14 protein-coding genes are annotated in these 19,983 nt (G+C 54.3%); 8 read left to right on the top strand and 6 right to left on the bottom strand.

Going from position 1 to position 19,983, the window contains the following annotated elements; translation table 11 throughout:
* Window positions 1-122 precede the first annotated feature (122 nt).
* Window positions 123-2,789, bottom strand: coding sequence for a glycoside hydrolase family 9 protein (locus OUO13_RS16065; RefSeq protein ID WP_283174907.1), 2,667 nt, complete (start codon window positions 2,787-2,789; stop codon window positions 123-125).
* A gap of 797 nt (window positions 2,790-3,586) precedes the next feature.
* On the opposite strand from OUO13_RS16065, the gene OUO13_RS16070 reads away from it, so the two are divergent.
* Window positions 3,587-4,465, top strand: coding sequence for a pseudouridine synthase (locus OUO13_RS16070; protein WP_283174908.1), 879 nt, complete (start codon window positions 3,587-3,589; stop codon window positions 4,463-4,465).
* 75 nt (window positions 4,466-4,540) lie between these two features.
* Complete coding sequence (locus OUO13_RS16075) at window positions 4,541-4,960, top strand: group II truncated hemoglobin (protein ID WP_283174909.1); 420 nt, start codon at window positions 4,541-4,543, stop codon at window positions 4,958-4,960.
* 5 nt (window positions 4,961-4,965) lie between these two features.
* On the opposite strand, the gene OUO13_RS16080 is transcribed toward OUO13_RS16075, so the two are convergent.
* Entirely contained in the window at window positions 4,966-7,203 is a 2,238-nt protein-coding gene (locus OUO13_RS16080; protein ID WP_283174910.1) for a DUF6351 family protein, read from the bottom strand.
* A 478-nt stretch (window positions 7,204-7,681) separates the two neighbouring features.
* Here OUO13_RS16080 and OUO13_RS16085 point away from each other — a divergent pair, with 478 nt between their 5' ends.
* Window positions 7,682-8,179 carry a protein tyrosine phosphatase family protein gene (locus tag OUO13_RS16085; RefSeq protein WP_283174911.1) on the top strand — a complete coding sequence of 166 codons (498 nt, stop codon included), beginning with the start codon at window positions 7,682-7,684 and terminating at the stop codon, window positions 8,177-8,179.
* A gap of 58 nt (window positions 8,180-8,237) precedes the next feature.
* Window positions 8,238-9,290, top strand: coding sequence for a CAP domain-containing protein (locus tag OUO13_RS16090; protein WP_283174912.1), 1,053 nt, complete (start codon window positions 8,238-8,240; stop codon window positions 9,288-9,290).
* Between the two features lie 369 nt (window positions 9,291-9,659).
* On the opposite strand, the gene OUO13_RS16095 is transcribed toward OUO13_RS16090, so the two are convergent.
* From OUO13_RS16095 to OUO13_RS16105, 3 genes are all read right to left on the bottom strand, one after another.
* On the bottom strand, window positions 9,660-12,605 hold the full coding sequence (locus OUO13_RS16095; protein ID WP_283174913.1) for a hypothetical protein: 2,946 nt from the start codon (window positions 12,603-12,605) through the stop codon (window positions 9,660-9,662).
* A gap of 376 nt (window positions 12,606-12,981) precedes the next feature.
* On the bottom strand, window positions 12,982-14,466 hold the full coding sequence (locus tag OUO13_RS16100) for a heavy metal sensor histidine kinase (protein ID WP_283174914.1): 1,485 nt from the start codon (window positions 14,464-14,466) through the stop codon (window positions 12,982-12,984).
* Complete coding sequence (locus OUO13_RS16105) at window positions 14,456-15,136, bottom strand: heavy metal response regulator transcription factor (protein ID WP_283174915.1); 681 nt, start codon at window positions 15,134-15,136, stop codon at window positions 14,456-14,458. Before OUO13_RS16105 ends, OUO13_RS16100 begins: the two co-directional genes overlap by 11 nt.
* Window positions 15,137-15,336: 200 nt before the next feature.
* Between OUO13_RS16105 and OUO13_RS16110 the strand changes: the two genes are divergently transcribed.
* The 3 genes from OUO13_RS16110 to OUO13_RS16120 all read left to right on the top strand — a co-directional run bounded on the left by OUO13_RS16110 (window position 15,337) and on the right by OUO13_RS16120 (window position 18,925).
* Entirely contained in the window at window positions 15,337-17,205 is a 1,869-nt protein-coding gene (locus tag OUO13_RS16110; RefSeq protein ID WP_283174916.1) for a copper resistance system multicopper oxidase, read from the top strand.
* Window positions 17,202-18,572, top strand: coding sequence for a copper resistance protein B (locus tag OUO13_RS16115; protein ID WP_283174917.1), 1,371 nt, complete (start codon window positions 17,202-17,204; stop codon window positions 18,570-18,572). Before OUO13_RS16110 ends, OUO13_RS16115 begins: the two co-directional genes overlap by 4 nt.
* Window positions 18,573-18,724: 152 nt before the next feature.
* Entirely contained in the window at window positions 18,725-18,925 is a 201-nt protein-coding gene (locus OUO13_RS16120) for a heavy-metal-associated domain-containing protein (RefSeq protein WP_283174918.1), read from the top strand.
* 97 nt (window positions 18,926-19,022) lie between these two features.
* Here the strand turns inward: OUO13_RS16120 and OUO13_RS16125 are convergent, their stop codons facing one another.
* Window positions 19,023-19,382 (bottom strand): DMT family protein, encoded by a 360-nt coding sequence (locus OUO13_RS16125; RefSeq protein ID WP_346429365.1) that lies wholly within the window; start codon window positions 19,380-19,382, stop codon window positions 19,023-19,025.
* A 338-nt stretch (window positions 19,383-19,720) separates the two neighbouring features.
* On the opposite strand from OUO13_RS16125, the gene OUO13_RS16130 reads away from it, so the two are divergent.
* Window positions 19,721-19,918, top strand: a complete 198-nt coding sequence (locus OUO13_RS16130; RefSeq protein WP_283174919.1) for a hypothetical protein — start codon at window positions 19,721-19,723, stop codon at window positions 19,916-19,918.
* The last annotated feature ends 65 nt before the right edge of the window (window positions 19,919-19,983 follow it).

A 19,983-nucleotide genomic window follows, 5' to 3' on the forward strand; every position in this document is an offset into this window, starting at 1 on the left:
GTTGTGACTAGGATTGCCTATGAATGCACATAGTGTCTGTGACTTCTGTCATTACTTTGTGTGGATTGTCTCACAAACTTACAATTAAGGTTGTAGATAGCGTCAGCATTTACAGTTTCGTGTCAGCTTTTCAGGCAGTCGTCCTCGAAAATCGGAGGCCGCGATTTACGGTTTACTGACGCCGTTACACCTTCCAGACGAATGACTAGAGAGCCTCCTGGCGGAATATCCCGGTTCCAGTCAGTCGGAGTGGCGATATGACTATCCCGGCTACGCAGGTTGGCGTTCCAGGTTTGCAGTGGCTTTGAGCCATCGGCATAACGCCAACGCACCTGCCAGTCGTGCACGGTAAACGGGTTGCGGTTGGATACCTCGATTTCGGCAGTAAAACCGCCCGGCCATTGATCTCGAATAATATAGCGGCATTGCAGCTTTGGGGTTTTGCCCATGTTGGCTTGCAATGGTGTGTTATCGGTAACAGTGACGGAGCGATGGCTGGACTGTGGGGGTGTTTGGTCCGAGGACGTTACCGATGGCTGATGCGGGCGGGCGGGTGTCGAGAAGTTGGTTGTGGTGTCTGTGAACGCTGTGGACCCGCGAGTTGTCAGATGGCCAGGGTTACCGGTTTCTGGAATCGGTATGTCCGGTGTTTGTGCGCGAACGCTTGCAAAGGTGGTGGCTGCCTTGCTATCACGAATATTTGACAGTGGCGCTGTATCGTTTTCCCCAAAGAATGAGCTGTCCGGGTCTTGCAATGAAGGCTTCTTCGGCATATCCGGATTGTCTGGTTTCGGCCTGGGTTCTGGTGCTGTTGTGCTGTTACGTTTTAAGCCAGTGGCAGTGGCTGGCATGCGGGTCATCAGACGTGCCAGCAAGGGGCCGAAATTGCGAGTTGTTCCCATAATCTGGTTGCTGGTTACCGAAGCACAAATCCCGGTTTTATTCTCACAGGGTTCATCGCCCCACATCAGCTGGCCATTTTCATACACAGCGAACGCCGGGCTGAGCTGTGGCTGCGTATTGTATCGGCTCCAGTTCTTGTCAATAGTATTAGTCAGGCCGCTAGTGTTACCGGACTGACGAATACTCAGATTGACGGAGCTGTGACTGCCGTATATCCCACTTGGCACGCTGACTTTGGGAACCGGAATGTCGATGTAATACAAACCACTTTTTCCCCACGAAGACAGTTTCAGAGTTTTGTTACTGCTGGATATCTTCAAATCTTTGGCGGCGACGGGCTTGCCTTCCGATAATTTTGGATCGATCCAGTAACGCAGTGTCAGGTCGCGGCTGGAGCGTGCTGGCCAGGCTGTGCGGTTTTCAATACTGGCTTGCAGTTCAACCTGATCCTGACGAGATGATTTCAGGATGGCACTTACCACGTATTCGTTGTAAACATTTTCCGCCGGTGGGAACTGGCTGTCGGCAATTGGCTGTCCCCCAAAGTCCAGATACAGGCGGGCGAGAGCATTGGTAAAACCGGCGTTGTAGTTGATGCTGATCTCATTGCCGATGTAGTCCGTGCGGTTGTCGTCAAACTGGTCTTCTTTATAGGGCCCACCGACCAGGGCGCCAATCAGTGGGTGACGATTGGTTTTCGGTTCCTCAATATTGTTGTTCCAGCTGGCATGGCTACCGCGATGATGCGGGTTCTGCGGGCTCTTGTTGCCCATACCAATCTGGTAACTCATACCCAGCGGGTTATCACCCAGCAGGTAGTTCATCTGACGCACTGCGAACAGGTAGTAACGATCGCAGCGAGCAGGATCCTGCTTCTGGTCATTGAGGTAGTCACTGTAGAGCAGTGCTCCCCATGCGGTGTTGGCAGCGTATCGGTTCGAACCCCAGGCATCCAGTTGTGCCATACCGCCACGGGTGTAATGCACACGATTGCCGTTATAACCAGTCGTCCAGAAATCGAGCCAGTGTTCAACATCCTGGCGATAGCGTGGCTTTCCGGTCAGGCGAGCCAGCAGCAGATAACTGCCATAACTCTTGTCGTCCCAGGATTGGGTCCAGCTGAAAGCTTTTTCACTGGCGCCATCGCTGAGTCCGTCATAGAGACTTTCAGCAGCTTGCAGATAATTGCGTTGGCCTGTCGCGCGGTATAACCAGATGGATGACCACACCAGCTCGTCCTGAAATCCACTCCATGAGCGGTAGTGTTGGAACGCATCGGAAATACAATTGCTATAACTCCCTTTATAACGATTGGCAAATTCATATAGCTCACGACTATGGCGTAGTAACTCTCTGGCATAGTCTGGTTCGTCTGCAAATACCATCGAGATGGCAGCCAGTGCTGCCGAGGTTTCTCCGGCAACATCAGAACCAGGGCATTGTGGCGAGATGGATTGCGCTGGACGGCGGCTTGCTTTGGCGCCGGATTGTTCTATGACTTCTGCAGGCCCCCACCAGGCATGATCCTGTTCTGCCAGCCCAACCTGTACATAAAGAAGATTGGGTTGTGGATGTGCAGCCATGAGATAGTCAGCAACAAACTTCAGGTTGTTGCGAATGTGTGGCCATTGGCCGCTGTTGTGATAGGCCTGAGGGTACTCAACAACCCCCCATGCCAGCATGGTGGCGGCTGACGCCATTGGGAAACCGAATTTGACGTAGTCCCCGGCATCGTACCAACCGCCAGACAGATCCAGACCGGCATCTTTGCCGTCATTAACCGTAGCATCTGCACGCCATGGTACGCGATTCCATGGGGGTAATACTCCAGACTGCTGGACTTCATAGAAGTAAATGGATTTTTGCAGCGCTTCTGCATAATTCACGACAGGCGTTATCGAACTGGCAGCGACAGCTGCTGGTACGATTAACTCCAATAGTACGAACAATAAAAGTGGTCCAGAGACCTGAGTCTGGCAATTTAAATATAACCGACCAGTAATAAAGGAGAACAGTTCCTTTGCTCCGATCATATTGCTGTCCCTATTCATTTCCTGACATCGAAGGTGCGCGATGTCATCGCACTTAGCACGAAGATGGCATCGTGTGTCAGTTGGCGTAGCAAGATTTTGTCACTATAGACCATCGAGAGGCAACCTAATAATAGGATTGTAAGACGATCGGTATTCTCCTTTAAAATCAATCACTTTGTTAGATGGTATGGGGTTAGTATTGGTGATTTAGGTCAATCTGTGACAATGAAGGCAGGCAATGATGTGGAAAATTCTGTTTCATAATCAGGTAGCAATGTGGTCTTTTTCAAATAAGTTTTCCAGAATGCAAAGCCCCTTTGTTTTTGTGTTTTGGCTGTTTTGAATCTCAGGATCATGACGTGATTTGACATTTCAAGGCATTATTGGGCGTATAGTGACTACTATTGATAAAAAAATCATCATAATGGTCTTTATCTGGTCCCGTGGCATCAATGATTGGTGCTGTGCTTTTACAATCAGTAACAAGTGGGGCTCTGAATAACTTTGAACAGTTCTGGCTTATCGGGTTATTCAGAGGGGCTTTAAGGCTTGCTCTCATGTTCTGGCGTCAGAATGTTCGGATTGTTTGCAATTCGGTAGTCGCTATGGAAATTTATGCGGATGGTTGATTTATTGCTGAGAATGGTACTGTGATTGCTTTTTGCCGCCCCAGTGTGTTTGTGGTTCCTGCGGATCGTTGGGACTGTCTGCTCGACTGTTTGTGTGAGCAATTCCCTAACATTGACCGGACTACCTGGCTTGACCGTTTTGAACGCGGGATGGTCCAGGATGCCAACCATCAATCTCTGTCAGCCAATAGCCCGGTTGTGCGTGGTCAGCGGGTGTTGTACTTCCGTGAAATTCGTAATGAAGTCGAAATCCCCTTTTATGAACGTATTCTGTTTCAGACGGAACATTTTCTGGTTGCCGACAAACCGCATTTTTTGCCGGTAACACCGGGAGGTGGTTACGTTAGTCAGACGTTGCAAAGTCGCTTGATGACACAGTTAGGCAACTATCAGTTGCAACCTGTGCACCGTATTGATCGTCACACCGCCGGGCTTGTGTTGTTTTCTCTGCAGCCGGAAACCCGTAGTTTGTATCAGGGGTTGTTCCGTGATCGCCAGATCAGCAAGTCATATGAAGCCATTGCGCCCGCATTGCCGGATCTTGAATTTCCTCATGATCGGGCAAGTCGTATTGTGCGTGGGGAGCAGTTCTTCTTGTCGCAGGAAGTAGCAGGTGAGGTGAACTCTGTATCCCGTATTGATGTGCTGGAGCGTGGTGAGCACTATTGGCGTTACCGTCTGGAGCCGGTGTCGGGTAAAAAACACCAGCTGCGGTTGCACATGTCAGCGCTGGGCGCACCGATTTTGCATGATCCCCTGTATCCGCGAGTGGATGACAAACTGGCGGCGGATTACACGCGGCCGTTGCAACTACTGGCGCGGGAGCTGGCGTTTGTTGATCCCGTTAGCGGTGAGTCTTTTGAATTTCGCAGTGAATTGCAGCTATTGCCGCTGGTCTGAGTCGATCACTGGTTAACGCACAATGCACTAAGGAGCACTCTGAATCCGCCGCAAACCACGGTGTTGGAGATGGTGATGAATACACAATTGAGCCCTCGGCCAGTGTATGGCGAGGGTGATGCCTCTTATCAGGCCGCAGGCGGTTATGATGGTCTCAAACGCCTGGTTGATGATTTTTATCGGATGATGCAAACCTTGCCCGAGGCCAAGGGCATTCTGGCCATGCATAACGTTGAAGACATGACGCTGATCCACGACAAACTGACCCGTTTCCTGTGTGGTTGGTTGGGTGGTCCGAAGTTGTTTGGCGAACGTTATGGCCCGATCGTAATCCCTGCGTTTCATCGGCAGTTCCCGATTGGTCCGGCTGAGCGGGATGCCTGGTTGCTCTGTATGCGAGAAGCCGCTGCCTTACAGCCGTGGGAGCCTGAATTCCGCGACTACCTGCTGAAAGCCCTGTTTGTGCCAGCTGAGCGTAGCCGCTCGCTGGACTGAAGCACTCACATCCCTGTGCCGTCGCTTGTGGTTGCACGGTAATCACAAACGCCTTGCGGGAACGTTGCTTGTAGCTGTTCTCGCAGAGCAGGAGTGATGTCGAGAGGTGCGTATACACCGGCCGCAATCGCGGCATCCACACTCATGAGTGGGCAAATCAGGCTGGTGGCGCGCGAGTCATCACCCGCCACCTGACGGCTACTCATAAAAAACGGGTATTGGCGTGTACAGGCACCGTCGTCTTGCTGGTTCCAGGCACCGTTCCAGACGTCATCACCGTGCGCGATCACACCACCACTGGAATCCAGGCAGCGGTCGTTGGCCCAGTCGGGAACCTGGTTCTGCCATTGTCCTTCTGCACGTTCATCCAGCCAGCGGGTCATCGCCGCAAAGGCGTCCCATTGGGCTTTGTAATCGGGCGCGCTGGTCCAGATTTGTTGCCATGGATTCTGGCCCTGTTGCTTCAGAATACGTGCGCGACTGGCTAACGAAGCCCAGCTGTGGTGCATGTTGGGTGTGCGGTCGAGATAGGGACGGACATCAATCAGCGGAATACCGATCTCACCCCGGAATACCTGGCCCGAGCGCCATGCGCCCAGTTCGGCGGCGCGTGAACCGGCGCTACGCGGAGCCAGCGTAACCCGTTCGCCGTTGTGGGTCATATTGTGTTCGCCCCAAGGGGAGAAGCGCAGCAAACCACCGAAACCATCATCCTGACTGGCCAGCCAGAAGTGTTCCTGTTGCATCTGTTCCTGTGGTTTCCAGCCGCCGACCTGACGGTTGATGTCAAAAAACTGTCCGGCATTAATACGACCATCGCGCCAGGCGGCCAGTCCATATTGCACGCCAATATTGCCGGTTGGCACCAGCGCCCGGCCGTAACGGTCGGTGCCGTAGGCATGGCGGTTGTCCTGCCAGTGACTCCAGAAGTTGGTTTTGTTCACTTCGGTACTGTAACGGGCGAAATGGCTGTTGAAGTGCGGGTTGTTGGCGTTGGCGGAAATGCCACGCCAGTTGCGATTACATTCGGTGGCGCCATCTTTGGCCGGTGGCAAACGGCCGTTTAACAGGCTGACGACACTGGTCAGATAATCCAGCGTGGCGGGGCTGGCGTTTTCGTTGTACCCGAGGCCTTCAATCCAGCTGCGATGTAGTGGGTTACGCCAGAACTCCGGGTCTGGCGCGAGGCGATCGAAATAGTACTCCAGCAATTCGCAATCAAGGCCGTAGGTGACCTGGGTGATCATGTCGGGGTAGGCAATAATGGCCACACCACCGTCGATCAGCCCCGGATGGTTCTGTGCCATCAGATACTGCTGCAGGCCACCGCCTGAGTCACCAAAACCTATGGTGTATTGCGGCTGGCCATAACGCTGACTGAATTGCTGTTTGACCCGCAATGCGGTGTCTTCCTGAAGGGTGGCGTTATAGAGGTAATCGGTTTCGGTGCCGGTGGAATACATCACCGCAAAACCTTGTTGTAATGCTGGCTGCATATCGCGTAGCAGGCGCTGTAAACGGGCTTCACCCTGCTGGAAGCCAATGCCAACGGCGCCCTTAAAGTGATAAACCGCTTTGCCATTCCAGTGGCTGAGGTCGGGCTGATCGCGTTGGTCCTGCGTGGTGGTGGGAATCAGCAGAACGTAAATAAAGCGGTTGATGGTGCCGGTCTCGACCCGTACCAGCAGATCATTCTCGATTGTGACTGAGCGTTCGCTGGCCGGTAACTCATCATCGAAGCGGTTAAACACCGGTTTGCTATTGCTGGCGGTAGCCGGATCGCGGCGGAAATAATGCAGGCGGGTTGGCAGGCTGCAATCCTGACTGTAACCCTCAATCTGGTTGCCAAGAGAACCATCGGAGTTTTCAGCAAAAACCGGCACGCCATATCCGGCCTGATTATCAATCAGGCTCTGGCCCAGCCCGGAATCCACCGTCTGGCACAGGAATGGATACTGCAGAGCACCGGCGAACAGCGGTTCAACCGGACCGGATTTTCCCCACTGGATGGGAAAGTCGAAGGTGTCGTGTGGGCGTGGCTCAGAGCCTGGCTGCGGACCTCGCCAGGATGGCAGATTGGCAATGACTGCACCGGGCGGGGTAGCGTTCACCACCGGCAGATTGGTGTCGACGGCTAGTTGGTCTGAAAGATAGCTGACCAGATACCAGTAACCGCCAACCAGGGCGAGTCCGAGAATCAGTACAACACTTCCTGTCCATTTTAACCAACGTGGGACTTGCATGACGAACGTTACCTTCCACTGGATACCAATCCCACGAGGATAACGACTGTCATGCCGGATTACATCCGTGATTTGTCGATAACCTCTATAACCGGGAGTTGATCCGTGGATGTTTGTGCAAAATTCACCTTCGGTCGCATAAAACGTTTACGGTGATTAAAAGTTGCCGAATTGTCAGCGAAATTACGTATAGTTCGTGTGAATTTTGATATTGCAACCTTGAGACACTCTGAATAACTCTGCACAGCTCTCTGCTCTGGCTGCAGCCCGCGCCCTTCGGGGCTTTCGGGATGGCGATGACTTTGTGTCGCAGGTTTTGACGTAGCCCCAGTATTTAGCCATCAAATCGGCTTCGTGACTCATCACCATCCCGATAAGCCAGAGCGGGCACCGAGTTATTCAGAGGGTCCCTTGAGCAAAGGAACCTGCACGTAGCCGTATATAGACGATGGCCGCTGTGTTCAAGAAGGATTTTGTGATGATTCTGAATGAGATTTCCGTTCGGGATGGCCTGGTAACATCCGGGCAACCCACCGCAACCCAGCTGGAAGAAATCCGTGCTCGGGGCTATACCACCATTATTGATCTATCAACACCAGACTCCCGAAACGTACTGGCCGCTGAGGCTGATATTGCGGGCCGACTGGGGCTTACCTACATTCGTATCCCGGTAATCTGGGAAGCGCCACGACTGGAGCAGTTCGAGCAGTTCGCACGACTGTTGCAGGTGCTTGAACATGAGCGTGTATGGGTGCATTGTGCCCTGAATATGCGGGCATCCTGTTTTATGTTTTTATACCGGCTGCTGATTCTGCAGGAAGACGAAAATACCGCCTTTAATCTGGTCACGGCCGTGTGGCAACCCAACAATTGCTGGACGCGTTTTATGCATGAAGTGGTGCGCAAGTATCGGGGAATTGAGGAACCGCCCGTTCGGTTCACATTGGCACGCCGCCTGTTGGGTGTCCGTTTCTGAGTGGGTTGGCCAGAGTTTATCAGTAGTGTTTCCGCTGGGCGGAACCAGGAAGAACGTGTTGAAAACGACCTTGTGGTGGGCTGGACTCAAACGTCCATTGGTGTGTTCGGGCATGGTGTTGGCGGCAATCACAGCGGGTCAGGCGCATGCCAGTGATCTGGCCGTCAGTTGTCAGCATGCTCCCGCGGTAACCGACTATGACAAGGCCATGGTGGCCGAGCTGAATCGTATTCGTACCGACCCGGTAGGCTTTGCGGCCGATGTTCGTCGTTATTACGCGGGCCTGACCAATGGCCGTGAATACGTTCGTAACGGCGTGCGCATACAAATGAGCGAAGGCCGCCCGGCGGTGGACGAAGCGTTGGCATATCTGATGCGCGTCAGTCCGGTGCCTCCTGTTGATCTGGCGACTTGCTTGTCGGCAGCCGCCGGTGATCATGCCAGTGACCAGTCGCATCGTGGTGGTATTGGTCACACTGGCTCCGACGGCTCAGACCCATCAGCACGAGCTGGCCGTTATCTGAGTGGCAAAGCCTATTGTGGCGAGAACATTGCCTACGGCGATCACACACCGTTTGAGGTGGTGATGCAGCTGGCGGTAGACGACGGTGTTCCTAATCGTGGTCATCGCACCAATCTGTTTGATGAACGTTATCTGACCGTCGGGTTTGGCCATGGCAGCCACCCGGAATACACAGGTGTGGATGTGATGCTGCTGTGTATGAACAGCATCGCCAACAACAACGGCCACGATTACGAGGCTCCAGACGACAGCAGTATGCCGGTGACTGGCCCGGTAACCGCCCCGGTGGCAACGCCTGCACCGGCTCCCGTTACGGCGCCGGGCAAAACTCAACCAGAGAAAAACCAGCCGGAAAAAAAACGGCCTGCCAAGCCAGTGCCAGAAGAGCAGCAAGCGGGTAGCACAGACAATGATGGCCGTACACTGGTGGATTCCAACTCCCATTCGACCGAAGAAAAGTACGAACGCGACGGCGTGAATTACACCGTGGTTACCACCGTCGAAACCCGTCGTTATTCGGATGGCACCGAGGAGGAAGAAACCACGGTGGAAACCACTCAGGAGTGGACGGAAGAAGTCAAAGAGTAAGCTGGCGTCGTTAAGGCTGAATGCCTGATTCCCCTACTGGGCTAAACATCGATCTCAAAGTTGGACCAGCGCAGCTGGCTACTCAATGCCCATCTGGGCGAGCCGGGATTCACCGCAACGGCCGACCCGGCCGGGGCATGGATGCCCCGCCAGGCCCGTTGGCACAGGGATGTGCCATCGGGCCGGGGTCGAAAGCCGTTGTCGGTGAAAACCGGGTAAACGAGCCCAGTCGGGCAAAAGCAGGGGGAGGCCCGCCCGGCCGGGGGACAAGGTCCCCCATGAGGGCAAACAGTGGGGCCAATTAACAAGCCGCGCGCAAGTGCCTATCTGGATTTTTCGTTCCCACGCTCCCGCGTGTTTTTTAGCCGCTTACGGCACCCGCACCTTGTAACGCAACAGGAAGCCTGGTGTTACACCGTTCACCGCCTCTGGCATTGTGCCTTTTGGCTTTACCCTGAAATGGGTGAGGGCATAGTCATAACCATCGGCATCTGGCGTTGGTACGTAACCAAAACTGTTGCCGTTATCGTTCGAGAACTCCACATCGTCTGTGGTGGAATCGAGGCTGATAAAAGTCAGCGTCAGATAACTTGGCGATGCTCCTTCTATAAACTCGATTGGGCTGCCATTAGTGAGGTTGCCGACAAAAAATGGTGTCAGCAGTGGAATGGTATCACTCAGTGTTACTGAGTTGGTATCAATGGTGCCTTCTCCGACATTGCGAACATTCAGGGTATATAGCACCTCAGCACCCGGAATGGCTTTCGGGTTATTGGTGCCGTTGATTGGGTCGTTCAGCACAACGTTGGTTTTCTGGACGCTCATTATCGGACGTCCAGTTACTCGGATATTCAGTGTGTTACTGGCTGTGACGATATTTTCGTAACCTTCCCTGGTATTAAAAATGACTTTCCAGATGCCTTTGGTGGTTCCGGTTTGCACTGGAGTTGCCATTTCAAACACGCTGATAGCACCACTGCTATAGGTTGGACTCATGGCGGTATTGTTGAGCAGATAGTTACCGTTTGGATCAATCACGGTGATGGTTGTGTTGGTAATATCGGCATAACCAAAAGGATCGGAAACAACCGCCCGCAAGTACACATTGGAGCCTTCCATCACAAACGGCACTACAGTACCACCTGGGTAGGCCGCACTGTAAGGCGCAAGACTATCGATATTGATGACCGAATAGGAAGACAGCTTGAGCATGCTGATCGCCGTGGACGATTGGGCAGGAAATACCCTCAGACTTGATGAACAGCCATTGCATGACGATGAAATCTCCAGCGTCAGAGGTGTTCCAGCGGGGAGGTAATTGATACTGCCAGCCATATTCAGGGTAATGGTGTTACTGGCGGCATTTCGGTTTGGAACGCTAAAAGAATTGGATGCTGTTGCTACAACTGTCGCACCTGTTTTCAGGGTGGCAGTGATTGTCTGGTTGCGGTTGCTGTTTGACGAGTTGTTGACCACCAGCTGCAAGGGAATGCCGTTACTGATGTTGAGCAGTAGATTCTTTGCCAATGCAGGCGTCAATGTCCACGTAGATGTAGCGTTGTTACTGACCGTGACATAAGTCGTTGTGCTGTTGCTGGCAACCACTCGGGTCATGGTTTGATCTTGTTGCAGGTACAGTGGCTTGTTGCCACTGGATGGGGCATATGCCTGATCTGTGGTAACCGTGGGGGAGGTGACTGTGGTGTCGGTGCCAAAGCCATCGTTAATGGTTGCCACGTTGGTAATACTGGTATTTAACGCGGTTCCGGCAGCAATTTCGGCATCAATGACCAACACAGCATTGCTGCCGGCATTAACGGTAATATTGGTCAGGCTGATGCTGCCGGTGCCGTATTGGCCCGCCGGGGATGGCGTAATGGTTAATATCGAACCGGCAGGATGGCTTACTACGCTGAAGCTGCTGATATTGGCCGGAATCTGGTCTGTCAGAGTTGCGGTGCTGGTGCTGGCAGTGCCTGTGTTGTTAAGAGTGATGGTGTAGCGCAAGGTATCACCGGCGGTCACCATACCACCATTTATATCTTCTACTGACTTTACCGAGGTAGACAAGATTGGATACCCAAAAGCCATCTCAAGGGTTGCGGTATTGTTCCAGTCACGGTTATCGAATAACACACCGGTTACTGTAGCGGTCAACGTCAGTCCTGATTGGGTGGTCAACGCCGTACCAAAATTGATCTCCAACGGGGTGGCAGTTCCATTTATCGCGATAACAGGACTATAGGTACAGTGCAAGTTATTGCTTGCTACTGCGCAGCTCCAGCCTGTACCGCTGTAAGAAGCCAGAGTCAGGTTATCACTCAATGGAATATTTATCTGAGTGCCAGACGTAGCGGCTTTCGGACCATTGTTGGTCACCGACAATGTGTACGTGGTATTAGTACCTCGTGGTACCCCCTGGTAGCCTGTGCTGACTAATTGCACATCGGCGGTATCCACGTTTGGAATACTGATCAGCTCTGCAGTCAGTAGTACCAGATCCTGGCCTGAAGAGTATTGAGTGGTTACGCTGGTGGCGCCAGCGGCCATATAACTGCCAATGTTGTACTCGTCGATGTCCACGCCACTGGTATTGCCCTTGACATTGGAATACGAGTTGAACTGGTTATTGTTCGGGTTGCCTGCATCGGTAAGAGTATTGCCATTAAAAGCCAGACGCTCCGAATAACCGCCAGCATCCTGAGAGTTGCCAGCATCGCCCTCCCAAGTAATGTGTGCGTGTTTACCACCTTTGGCGGCAGGATTGCTGTCGACAATAAAGTTGCTGGGATTAATTGTAATTGAAGAGCTTTGAAATGCCCTGAAACCGTCATACAGATTGACAACGCGTTGTGCTTCGCTCGGGTTTTGGTAAATCACAGCCAGTGCCCAGCCAGCAAAAATTACTGCAACATCACAGTCGGCCTGTACGTACGTGGTGTCGAGACCCGAGACGGTATAAGTACCGGAACCGCTCACCAGTGAGGTCACATCCGCCTTGGCACCAAAAAAGTTGTGGGTGACGTTATTGTAAAAAAAAGACTCTGTGTACAGATGATTGGCGTTAACCGTCGTACCGTTAAACGTTACCTGGTTATCGGGGTTTGGGCCGGAACCGGCCCAGTATAGATAAGCGGCCTGTACTGTTGATCCAGTTGGCAATGAGATGGTGTCGCTGGAGCTGTTGATGCGATTACATTCGTTATTGGCATCACGCAATGAGTTGCCGCCCAATTCGAACGAAATATTCCCCGCAAAGCTGTCACGCAGAACCACGTTTTCACCGGCGCGCGCGGGTGTCATAAATACCAGCATCAGCAGACAGCAGAAAAAATTGAGCCAAGTATATGCAGATAAAACAGGAAGCTGGCGGTGGTAGGATTGTTGGTTAGCAGGGTTGTTGCCAAGAGGGATTTTTGGATTGTCCGACATGTGGTTTGCTCACATCCAGCTTGGGTTTGCTGGCGTGTGACCATCCTGGTCTCTGAGTAGCGTCGTGCTGCTACCAGCTGTTAGAAATAATTTTAAATAAATATATCAGTATTGAATCCTACGTCTCGTTGTCAGGTAGTGTCAACTTGGCAAAAAGCGGGTATTTCAAACGATCGAATTGATATGCCTGCCAGAGACCCTGTAAAAACTGCAGAGCTCTGGGCACACCGTTGGCGAAGATTGATATCGGATTGGATTATCAGTGGTTTTGCTCTGGCAAAAGCGGCAGCAGCAGGTTAAAGCGGGTTTCGTGAGCGTCGGAGCTGACGTTCACAAACCCGCCATGTAACTGGGCGATGGAACGGGTGATGGCCAGCCCCAGCCCGGTGCCGTCGGTAATCCGCTGGCGCGAACCATCGACCCGGTAAAAGCGCTCGAACAGATGCGGCAGATGTTCAGGCGGAATCGGCGCACCGGGGTTCACCACACTGATACAGGCAAACGTCTGCTCGCCATGGTTAACCACCAGCCGCTGCTCATGTAACTCGATTCGCACCGACTGACCGGCGGCCGTGTGGCGAATGGCATTGGAGAGCAGGTTACTGATCGCCCGCCGCAGGGTATCGCGGTCGGCGGCGACCAAGGGTGTTGCGCCTTCACAGCTCAGGGTTACGTTTTGTTCATCGGCCCAGGCTTCAAAAAACTCCATCAGATCCGCCACTTCCTGATCCAGCGCCAGCGGTTGCAGCCGCAAGCTCAACAGGCCGTTATCGGTTTTGGCCAGCCATAACATATCGGCCACCATGCGCGACAGACGTTCTTCTTCCTCAAGGCTTGAGTACAACAGCTCCTGATATTCGTCGGCCGAGCGGTTCTGCGCCAGCGCCACCTGGGTTTGGGTAATCAGCGCCGCCAGTGGCGTGCGCAGCTCGTGGGCGATATCGGCGCTGAAGTTGGAAAGCCGCTCAAAGCCCTGTTCCAGACGCGCCAGCATGGCGTTGAAGGATTCAATCAGTGCCTGCAACTCGGCCGGACTGGCATTGGGGTCGAGACGTTGATGCAGGTGTTGGGAGCCGATGGCACCGATTTGCTGGCTCAGCTGACGCAGCGGTGCATGGCCACGATGAATGCTGAACCACACCGCCAGCAGGGTCAGCAGGCCAATCAGCAGGGTCAGCAGCAACAGGCGTACGGCAAACTCATCGAGAAAGTGGCGGTGGAAGGTCTGGTCGCTGGCCAGCACCAGCTGATATTCACCCAGTTGCACCCGCGCCAGCCGCACTTCGGTCGTGTCAGCCATCGCGGCGGCCAACACCGGAGTGGTGGAATAGGGCTGAACCGCCTCGGTGCTGGCGGCGGTTAATACATCCGGACCTGCGGTAACAAACAGCGGTTTGCCGTTGTTATCGAGCAGTTGCCAATAAATGCCGTGATGACCAAGGGCCGCCTGCTGCAGCGCTTGCTGTTGCGGTAACCAGGGGGCGATCACCGGATCGGCGTACGGATGAATATGAATCGAATGTTCGTTGCTGGCTCGCGGCGCCAGTGCAGTGGCGCTGTCGGGGTTCATGATGCGATTAACCGCCGCAACCACGACGCCCAGCTCATGGGAATCCTGTTCAACAAAGTGCATGGCAATGGCCTGTTGCACCGACCAGCCCAGCAGGGCCAGCCCCAGGCTGATCACCAGCCCCACCAGCAGGGTGACGCGCCACTGCAGGGATAACGGACGATTATTGGCCATCGTCGGCATCCAGCTTGTAACCCATGCCGCGAATGGTCTGGATCAGTTTGCGCTCGAATGGATCGTCGATTTTGCTGCGCAAACGCCGGATCGCCACATCGATCACGTTGGTATCACTGTCGAAGTTCATGTCCCACACTTGTGAAGCGATTAACGAGCGGGTCAGCACCTCGCCTCGACGGTTCACCAGCAGTTCCAGCAGGCTGAACTCGCGGCTGGTCAGGGCGATTTTCTGGCCTCCACGCCAGGCCTGACGCTTGGGTAAATCCAGCACCAGATCATCCACCACCAGCTCGTCTTGCACTGGGCGGCTGCCACGGCGCAACAGGCTGCGCACCCGTGCCAGCAACTCGGCAAAAGCAAAGGGTTTGACCAGATAATCATCGGCCCCCAGTTCTAACCCCTTCACACGATCGGCCACCTGATCACGGGCGGTCAGAAACAGGATGGGCGTCTGGTTGCGCGCATCACGAATCGACTGGCAAATCTTCCAGCCATCCACATCGGGCAGCATCACATCGAGAATGATCAGATCGAACGATTCGGTCATCGCCAGATGATGGCCATCCAGACCATTACGGGCCAGATCGACCCGAAACCCGGCTTCCGACAAGCCTTGTTTCAGGTAATCACCGATCTTGATTTCGTCTTCCACAATCAGAATGCGCATGAACAGCAGTCCTGTAATCCAGAGAGGGCGTGCAGCCCGATGTAGCCGGTTTATACCCCTGTGGGCGCACCGCCAGATGACGGCAAGATTACCGTTTTGTCATCTTCAGGTCATGTTGGTGACAGGCGCGTGGCGCTAACCTGAAAGCATTGAGGTGTTGTGTAACACCGCCCTTTTCGGTGATCAGGAGAAAACCCTACATGTCAGCCATCTGGACTCCCCAATGTTCCCGTCGGCGTTTTGTGCAAGGTATCGGTGCTGCAGCCCTGCTTGGAGGTGGCAGCCGTTCCTGGGCGCAGGATGCTGTTGCCAATGCGGCCGCCAGCCCACTGACCGGGACCGAGTTCGATCTGTACATTGACCAGACCCCGGTGAACTTCACCGGCAGTCGCCGTCTGGCCTATACCGTTAACGGCTCACTGCCAGCGCCAACCCTGGTCTGGCGCGAAGGCGAAACCGTGACCATTCGTGTCCACAATCGCCTGTCGGAGCCGACTGCCATTCACTGGCACGGCATTCTGCTGCCCTATGAAATGGACGGTGTGCCGGGCCTGAGTTTTGGTGGTATCGCAGCCGGAGCAACCTTTACCTACCAGTTCAAGGTGCGTCAGAGCGGCACTTACTGGTATCACTCGCACAGCGGTTTTCAGGAATTGCAGGGCCTGTACGGCGCGATTGTGATTCTGCCGCGCGACGGCGAGCGTATTCGTGCCGACCGTGATTACGTGATCCAGATGGCCGACTGGAGTGATGAAAACCCGATGCGGATTCTGCAAAAGCTGAAATCCAACGCCGGTTATTACAACTACATCAAACCGACTGCGCCCGACTTCTTCAGCGACGTGCGCCAGTACGGTTTGCAGCAGGCCCTCAGCAAGCGTGATATGTGGAACGACATGCGGATGAGCCCGACGGATCTGGCTGACGTGTCTGCCGAAACCTACACCTATCTGCTGAATGGCCAGACCCCGTCATCCAACTGGACTGGCCTGTTCAGGCCGGGTGAAACCGTGCGCCTGCGGCTGATCAACTCGGCCGGTAACACCTTCTACGATTTCCGTATTCCGGGCCTGCCACTCACCGTGGTGCAAGCGGATGGCCAGGATGTTGAGCCGGTTACCGTTGATGAATTGCGTATGGGCCCAGGTCAGACCTGCGATCTGCTGGTACGCCCCAAAGACGACGCCTATACCTTGTTCGCCCAGAACATGGATCGTTCCGGTTATGCCCGTGGCACGCTCGCCGTGGCGGCTGGCCTGACCGCTCCGGTGCCTGCACTGGATAAACCGGAATGGCTGTCGATGGCCGATATGATGGGCAACATGAACCACGGCGGCGGGCAGAGCGGACACGCTGGGCATGGTGGCCAGTCGCTGGATCACAGCGCTCATTCTGGCCAGCCAGCCATGGATCATTCGAGCATGGCCGGTATGGACCATTCGAGCATGGCCGGTATGGATCATTCGAGCATGGCCGGTATGGATCATTCAGGTATGGCGGGCATGAACCACGGCAGCCAGGGCAAGCCCGGTATTGCTGTACCGAGCCAGACCGTCAGCCACGCCAGCACTGAATACGGCCCATCGGTGGATATGCGGGTGGATACACCGCGCACCAACCTCGATGATCCGGGCATCGGGCTGCGTAACAACGGCCGCCGTGTGCTGACGCTTAACGACCTGCACACCATTGGCGGCAGCATGGATAAACGCCTGCCAGAACGTGAAATCGAACTGCACCTCACCGGCAACATGGAGCGTTACAGCTGGTCGTTCGACGGCCTCGAATTTGGCCAATCCACCCCGGTGCACTTCCGTCATGGCGAGCGCGTGCGGGTGATACTGCAAAACGACACCATGATGACCCACCCGATGCACATGCACGGCCTGTGGAGCGAACTGGAAAACGACCGCGGTGAATTTATGGCGCGCCTGCACACCATTCCCGTGCAACCGGCGCAACGCATCAGCTTTCAGGTAACCGCCGACGCGCTGGGGCGTTGGGCCTGGCACTGCCACCTGATGTTCCATATGGACTCCGGCATGTTCCGTGAGGTGTTGGTGGCATGAAACGTACAGCGCAAGGACATTTCCGTATGAGTGAATTCACCGTAAACGCCACCGCCTTCAAACCGCTGGTACTGGCCCTGATGCTGGCCGGTAGCGGGCTGGCGCAGGCTGATGATAACGACTGTACTGCCGCAACTGCTGCTGACTGCACCGATAAAACCATGGATCACAGCACGATGGACCATGGCAATATGGATCACAGCGCCATGAATCATGAGGGTATGGACCATAGCAAGATGGATCACAGCTCCATGAAAATGGACGGTGATTCCATGCCGATGGACCATAGCAAAATGGGCCACAGTGCCATGAATCATGAGGGTATGGACCACAGCAAAATGGACCACAGCGCCATGAAAATGGACGGTGATTCCATGCCGATGGACCATAGCAAAATGGACCACAGTGCCATGAATCATGAGGGTATGGATCACAGCAAAATGGACCACAGCAAAATGGACCACAGCGCCATGAAAATGGACGGTGATTCCATGCCGATGGACCATAGCAAAATGGAACACTGCGACATGATGAAAGACGCCGGTTCCATGCCAATGGATCACGGCTCCATGAATCACGGAGCTATGAATCATGAGGGGATGGATCACGGTTCCATGAACCACGATATGAGCGGTATGCAGGGCGGCAAAGCCCCGGCCAAAGCCCGTGATCCTCATGCCTGGTCCGATGGCTATCAGCGTTTCACCGGCCCGTACGTACCACAAAATGTCGGCCACCTGCACACCATGGACAGCCACAGCTTCTCATCGCTGAAGGTTAATGAACTGGAGCAGGTGAACGAAGGTGACAACGGCATCGCCCGAGTCAGCGGCGAGTTCTGGTATGGCACCACCTGGGATCGCGCCGTACTGGAATTTGATGCCGAACGCGACAACGGAGCAACCGACGCCGAGCTGGGTGCTTACTGGCAACATGCCTACACCGCCTTCTGGAACACCCGGCTGGGCGTCCGTCAGGACATCTCGCCCGAGGTAAAACGCACCTGGCTGGGTGCTGGTTTTGAAGGGCTGGCACCGTACTGGTTTGAATCCGAAGCCATGTTGTTTGTGGGCGAAGAAGGTGTGGCCGAACTGGCCCTGCACAGCGATTACGACCTGCTGCTGAGCCAGCGTCTGGTTCTGCAACCATCGTTACAAGCCAGTTTCCACAACAAACAGGACCCCAAAGGGCAGTTTGACGCCGGTCTGTCGAACAGCACCCTGGGGGGGCGTCTGCGTTATGAGTTTACCCGCCAGTTCGCCCCATACGTGGGTGTCGAGCGGGAACACTGGTTTGGCGGCAGTGCCGATCTGGTTGGGGAGCGCGCGGTAAACCGCTGGATGGCCGGGGTTAAATTCTGGTTCTGAATGCAACGTCCGCTCCTGTAGATATTGCTGCCGGAGCTGGCATTGCGCCATATCATCCAATGCCCACAAACCGCTATTCGTCGCTTGACCTTGTCACGATGGGAAGGTTTACAGTCTTCCCATCCAACGGACCTCTCCAGAAGGAGTGCATCATGAAATTGAAAGTAGAAGACATGACCTGCGGCGGCTGTGCCCGTGCCGTCACCGCTGCCATTCGTGAAATCGACGAAAACGCCGTGGTGAATATCGACGTCGCCACTCGTCTGGTCGAAGTGCAGTCCAGCGCCAGCAACGACGCCGTTACCCAGGCCCTGAACGAAGCCGGTTTCCCGCCAGAAGTGCTGGCGGGTTAACCCGATTGATCAAATGCGAATGGCCAACGCGGCCATTCGTGTTGCTGCATTCCTGATTCCGAATGCGTTTCTATAGCAGGCGTTAGTCAGTGATTGTTCAGGCGAACTTGCTGCGGAACACAAAAAACACCGCGCCCAGCAAACACAGCGCCGCCCACAAATAATCCAGCTTCAGCGGCTCTTTCAGGTAATAAATCGAAAACGGCACAAACACCGCCAGACTCAGCACCTCTTGCAGCATCTTCAGCTGTCCAACGGTTAACACCGTATTGCCAAGACGATTGGCCGGAACCTGCAGACAGTATTCAAAAAAGGCGATACCCCAGCTCACCACAATCGCAATGATCAGCGGTTTGGTGCCCAGCTCCTTCAAATGCGCATACCAGGCAAACGTCATAAACACGTTGCTCAGCAGCAACAGCAGGGTAGTAAACAGAATCGGGTTGCTGGCCATCATGTTGGTCGAACGCCTGTTATAAGGTGTGAGCGAAAAGGGGGGCGCTACATTACCTGCAGCGGCGGCCGCAAAAAAGCCGGTGAACAAAAAATTGCCCTGCGTGGATCAAAAAATTGCCCTGTAGGAGGGGCTGTCAGCCCCGAAGCGTTGCCAATTCCCCCTGTCGTTTCCAACATCAGCCCATCATTTTGTCAGGAATCCACCCTCGATACCGATCCAGCGCAAGGTTGGATGGATTGTCGGTTGTGTGTCAGGTCGGCTTTTGGTGATAGTGCGTTCTTCCATTTTCAGCGGGCATTAAACCCGTTACCCAACCCTCGCTCAGGAGCACCCGCAATATGGCGTTTCGTCCCGATCCCTGGATTATTTATTGCCCGGATTGCGGCTGGCGGCGTATCTGCGCTCCCAAATCCGACACCATCATGGCCTGGGAAAACCCAGCCCAATGCTGGCATTGCCATGGCGACAACCTGCAACGCGGGCCATTAACGGTAAAAGATCGTATTGCGCTGGTCTGGCGACAATTGCGCGGCTGAATTCACTGCTCTTTAATACTTCGCGGCCTATAAACGGACTTTACCTTGCCATAGTGGGAAGGTTG

This window comes from Parathalassolituus penaei, from assembly GCF_026626885.1.
GTDB lineage: Bacteria > Pseudomonadota > Gammaproteobacteria > Pseudomonadales > Oceanobacteraceae > Oceanobacter > Oceanobacter penaei.

Coding starts and splice junctions, on each gene's coding strand:
- OUO13_RS16075 (WP_283174909.1), top strand. CDS start 4,541: ATGAATACACAATTGAGCCCTCGGCCAGTGTATGGCGAGGGTGATGCC.
- OUO13_RS16080 (WP_283174910.1), bottom strand. CDS start 7,203: ATGCAAGTCCCACGTTGGTTAAAATGGACAGGAAGTGTTGTACTGATT.
- OUO13_RS16085 (WP_283174911.1), top strand. CDS start 7,682: ATGATTCTGAATGAGATTTCCGTTCGGGATGGCCTGGTAACATCCGGG.
- OUO13_RS16095 (WP_283174913.1), bottom strand. CDS start 12,605: ATGCTGGTATTTATGACACCCGCGCGCGCCGGTGAAAACGTGGTTCTG.
- OUO13_RS16100 (WP_283174914.1), bottom strand. CDS start 14,466: ATGGCCAATAATCGTCCGTTATCCCTGCAGTGGCGCGTCACCCTGCTG.
- OUO13_RS16105 (WP_283174915.1), bottom strand. CDS start 15,136: ATGCGCATTCTGATTGTGGAAGACGAAATCAAGATCGGTGATTACCTG.
- OUO13_RS16110 (WP_283174916.1), top strand. CDS start 15,337: ATGTCAGCCATCTGGACTCCCCAATGTTCCCGTCGGCGTTTTGTGCAA.
- OUO13_RS16115 (WP_283174917.1), top strand. CDS start 17,202: ATGAAACGTACAGCGCAAGGACATTTCCGTATGAGTGAATTCACCGTA.
- OUO13_RS16120 (WP_283174918.1), top strand. CDS start 18,725: ATGAAATTGAAAGTAGAAGACATGACCTGCGGCGGCTGTGCCCGTGCC.
- OUO13_RS16125 (WP_346429365.1), bottom strand. CDS start 19,382: ATGATGGCCAGCAACCCGATTCTGTTTACTACCCTGCTGTTGCTGCTG.
- OUO13_RS16130 (WP_283174919.1), top strand. CDS start 19,721: ATGGCGTTTCGTCCCGATCCCTGGATTATTTATTGCCCGGATTGCGGC.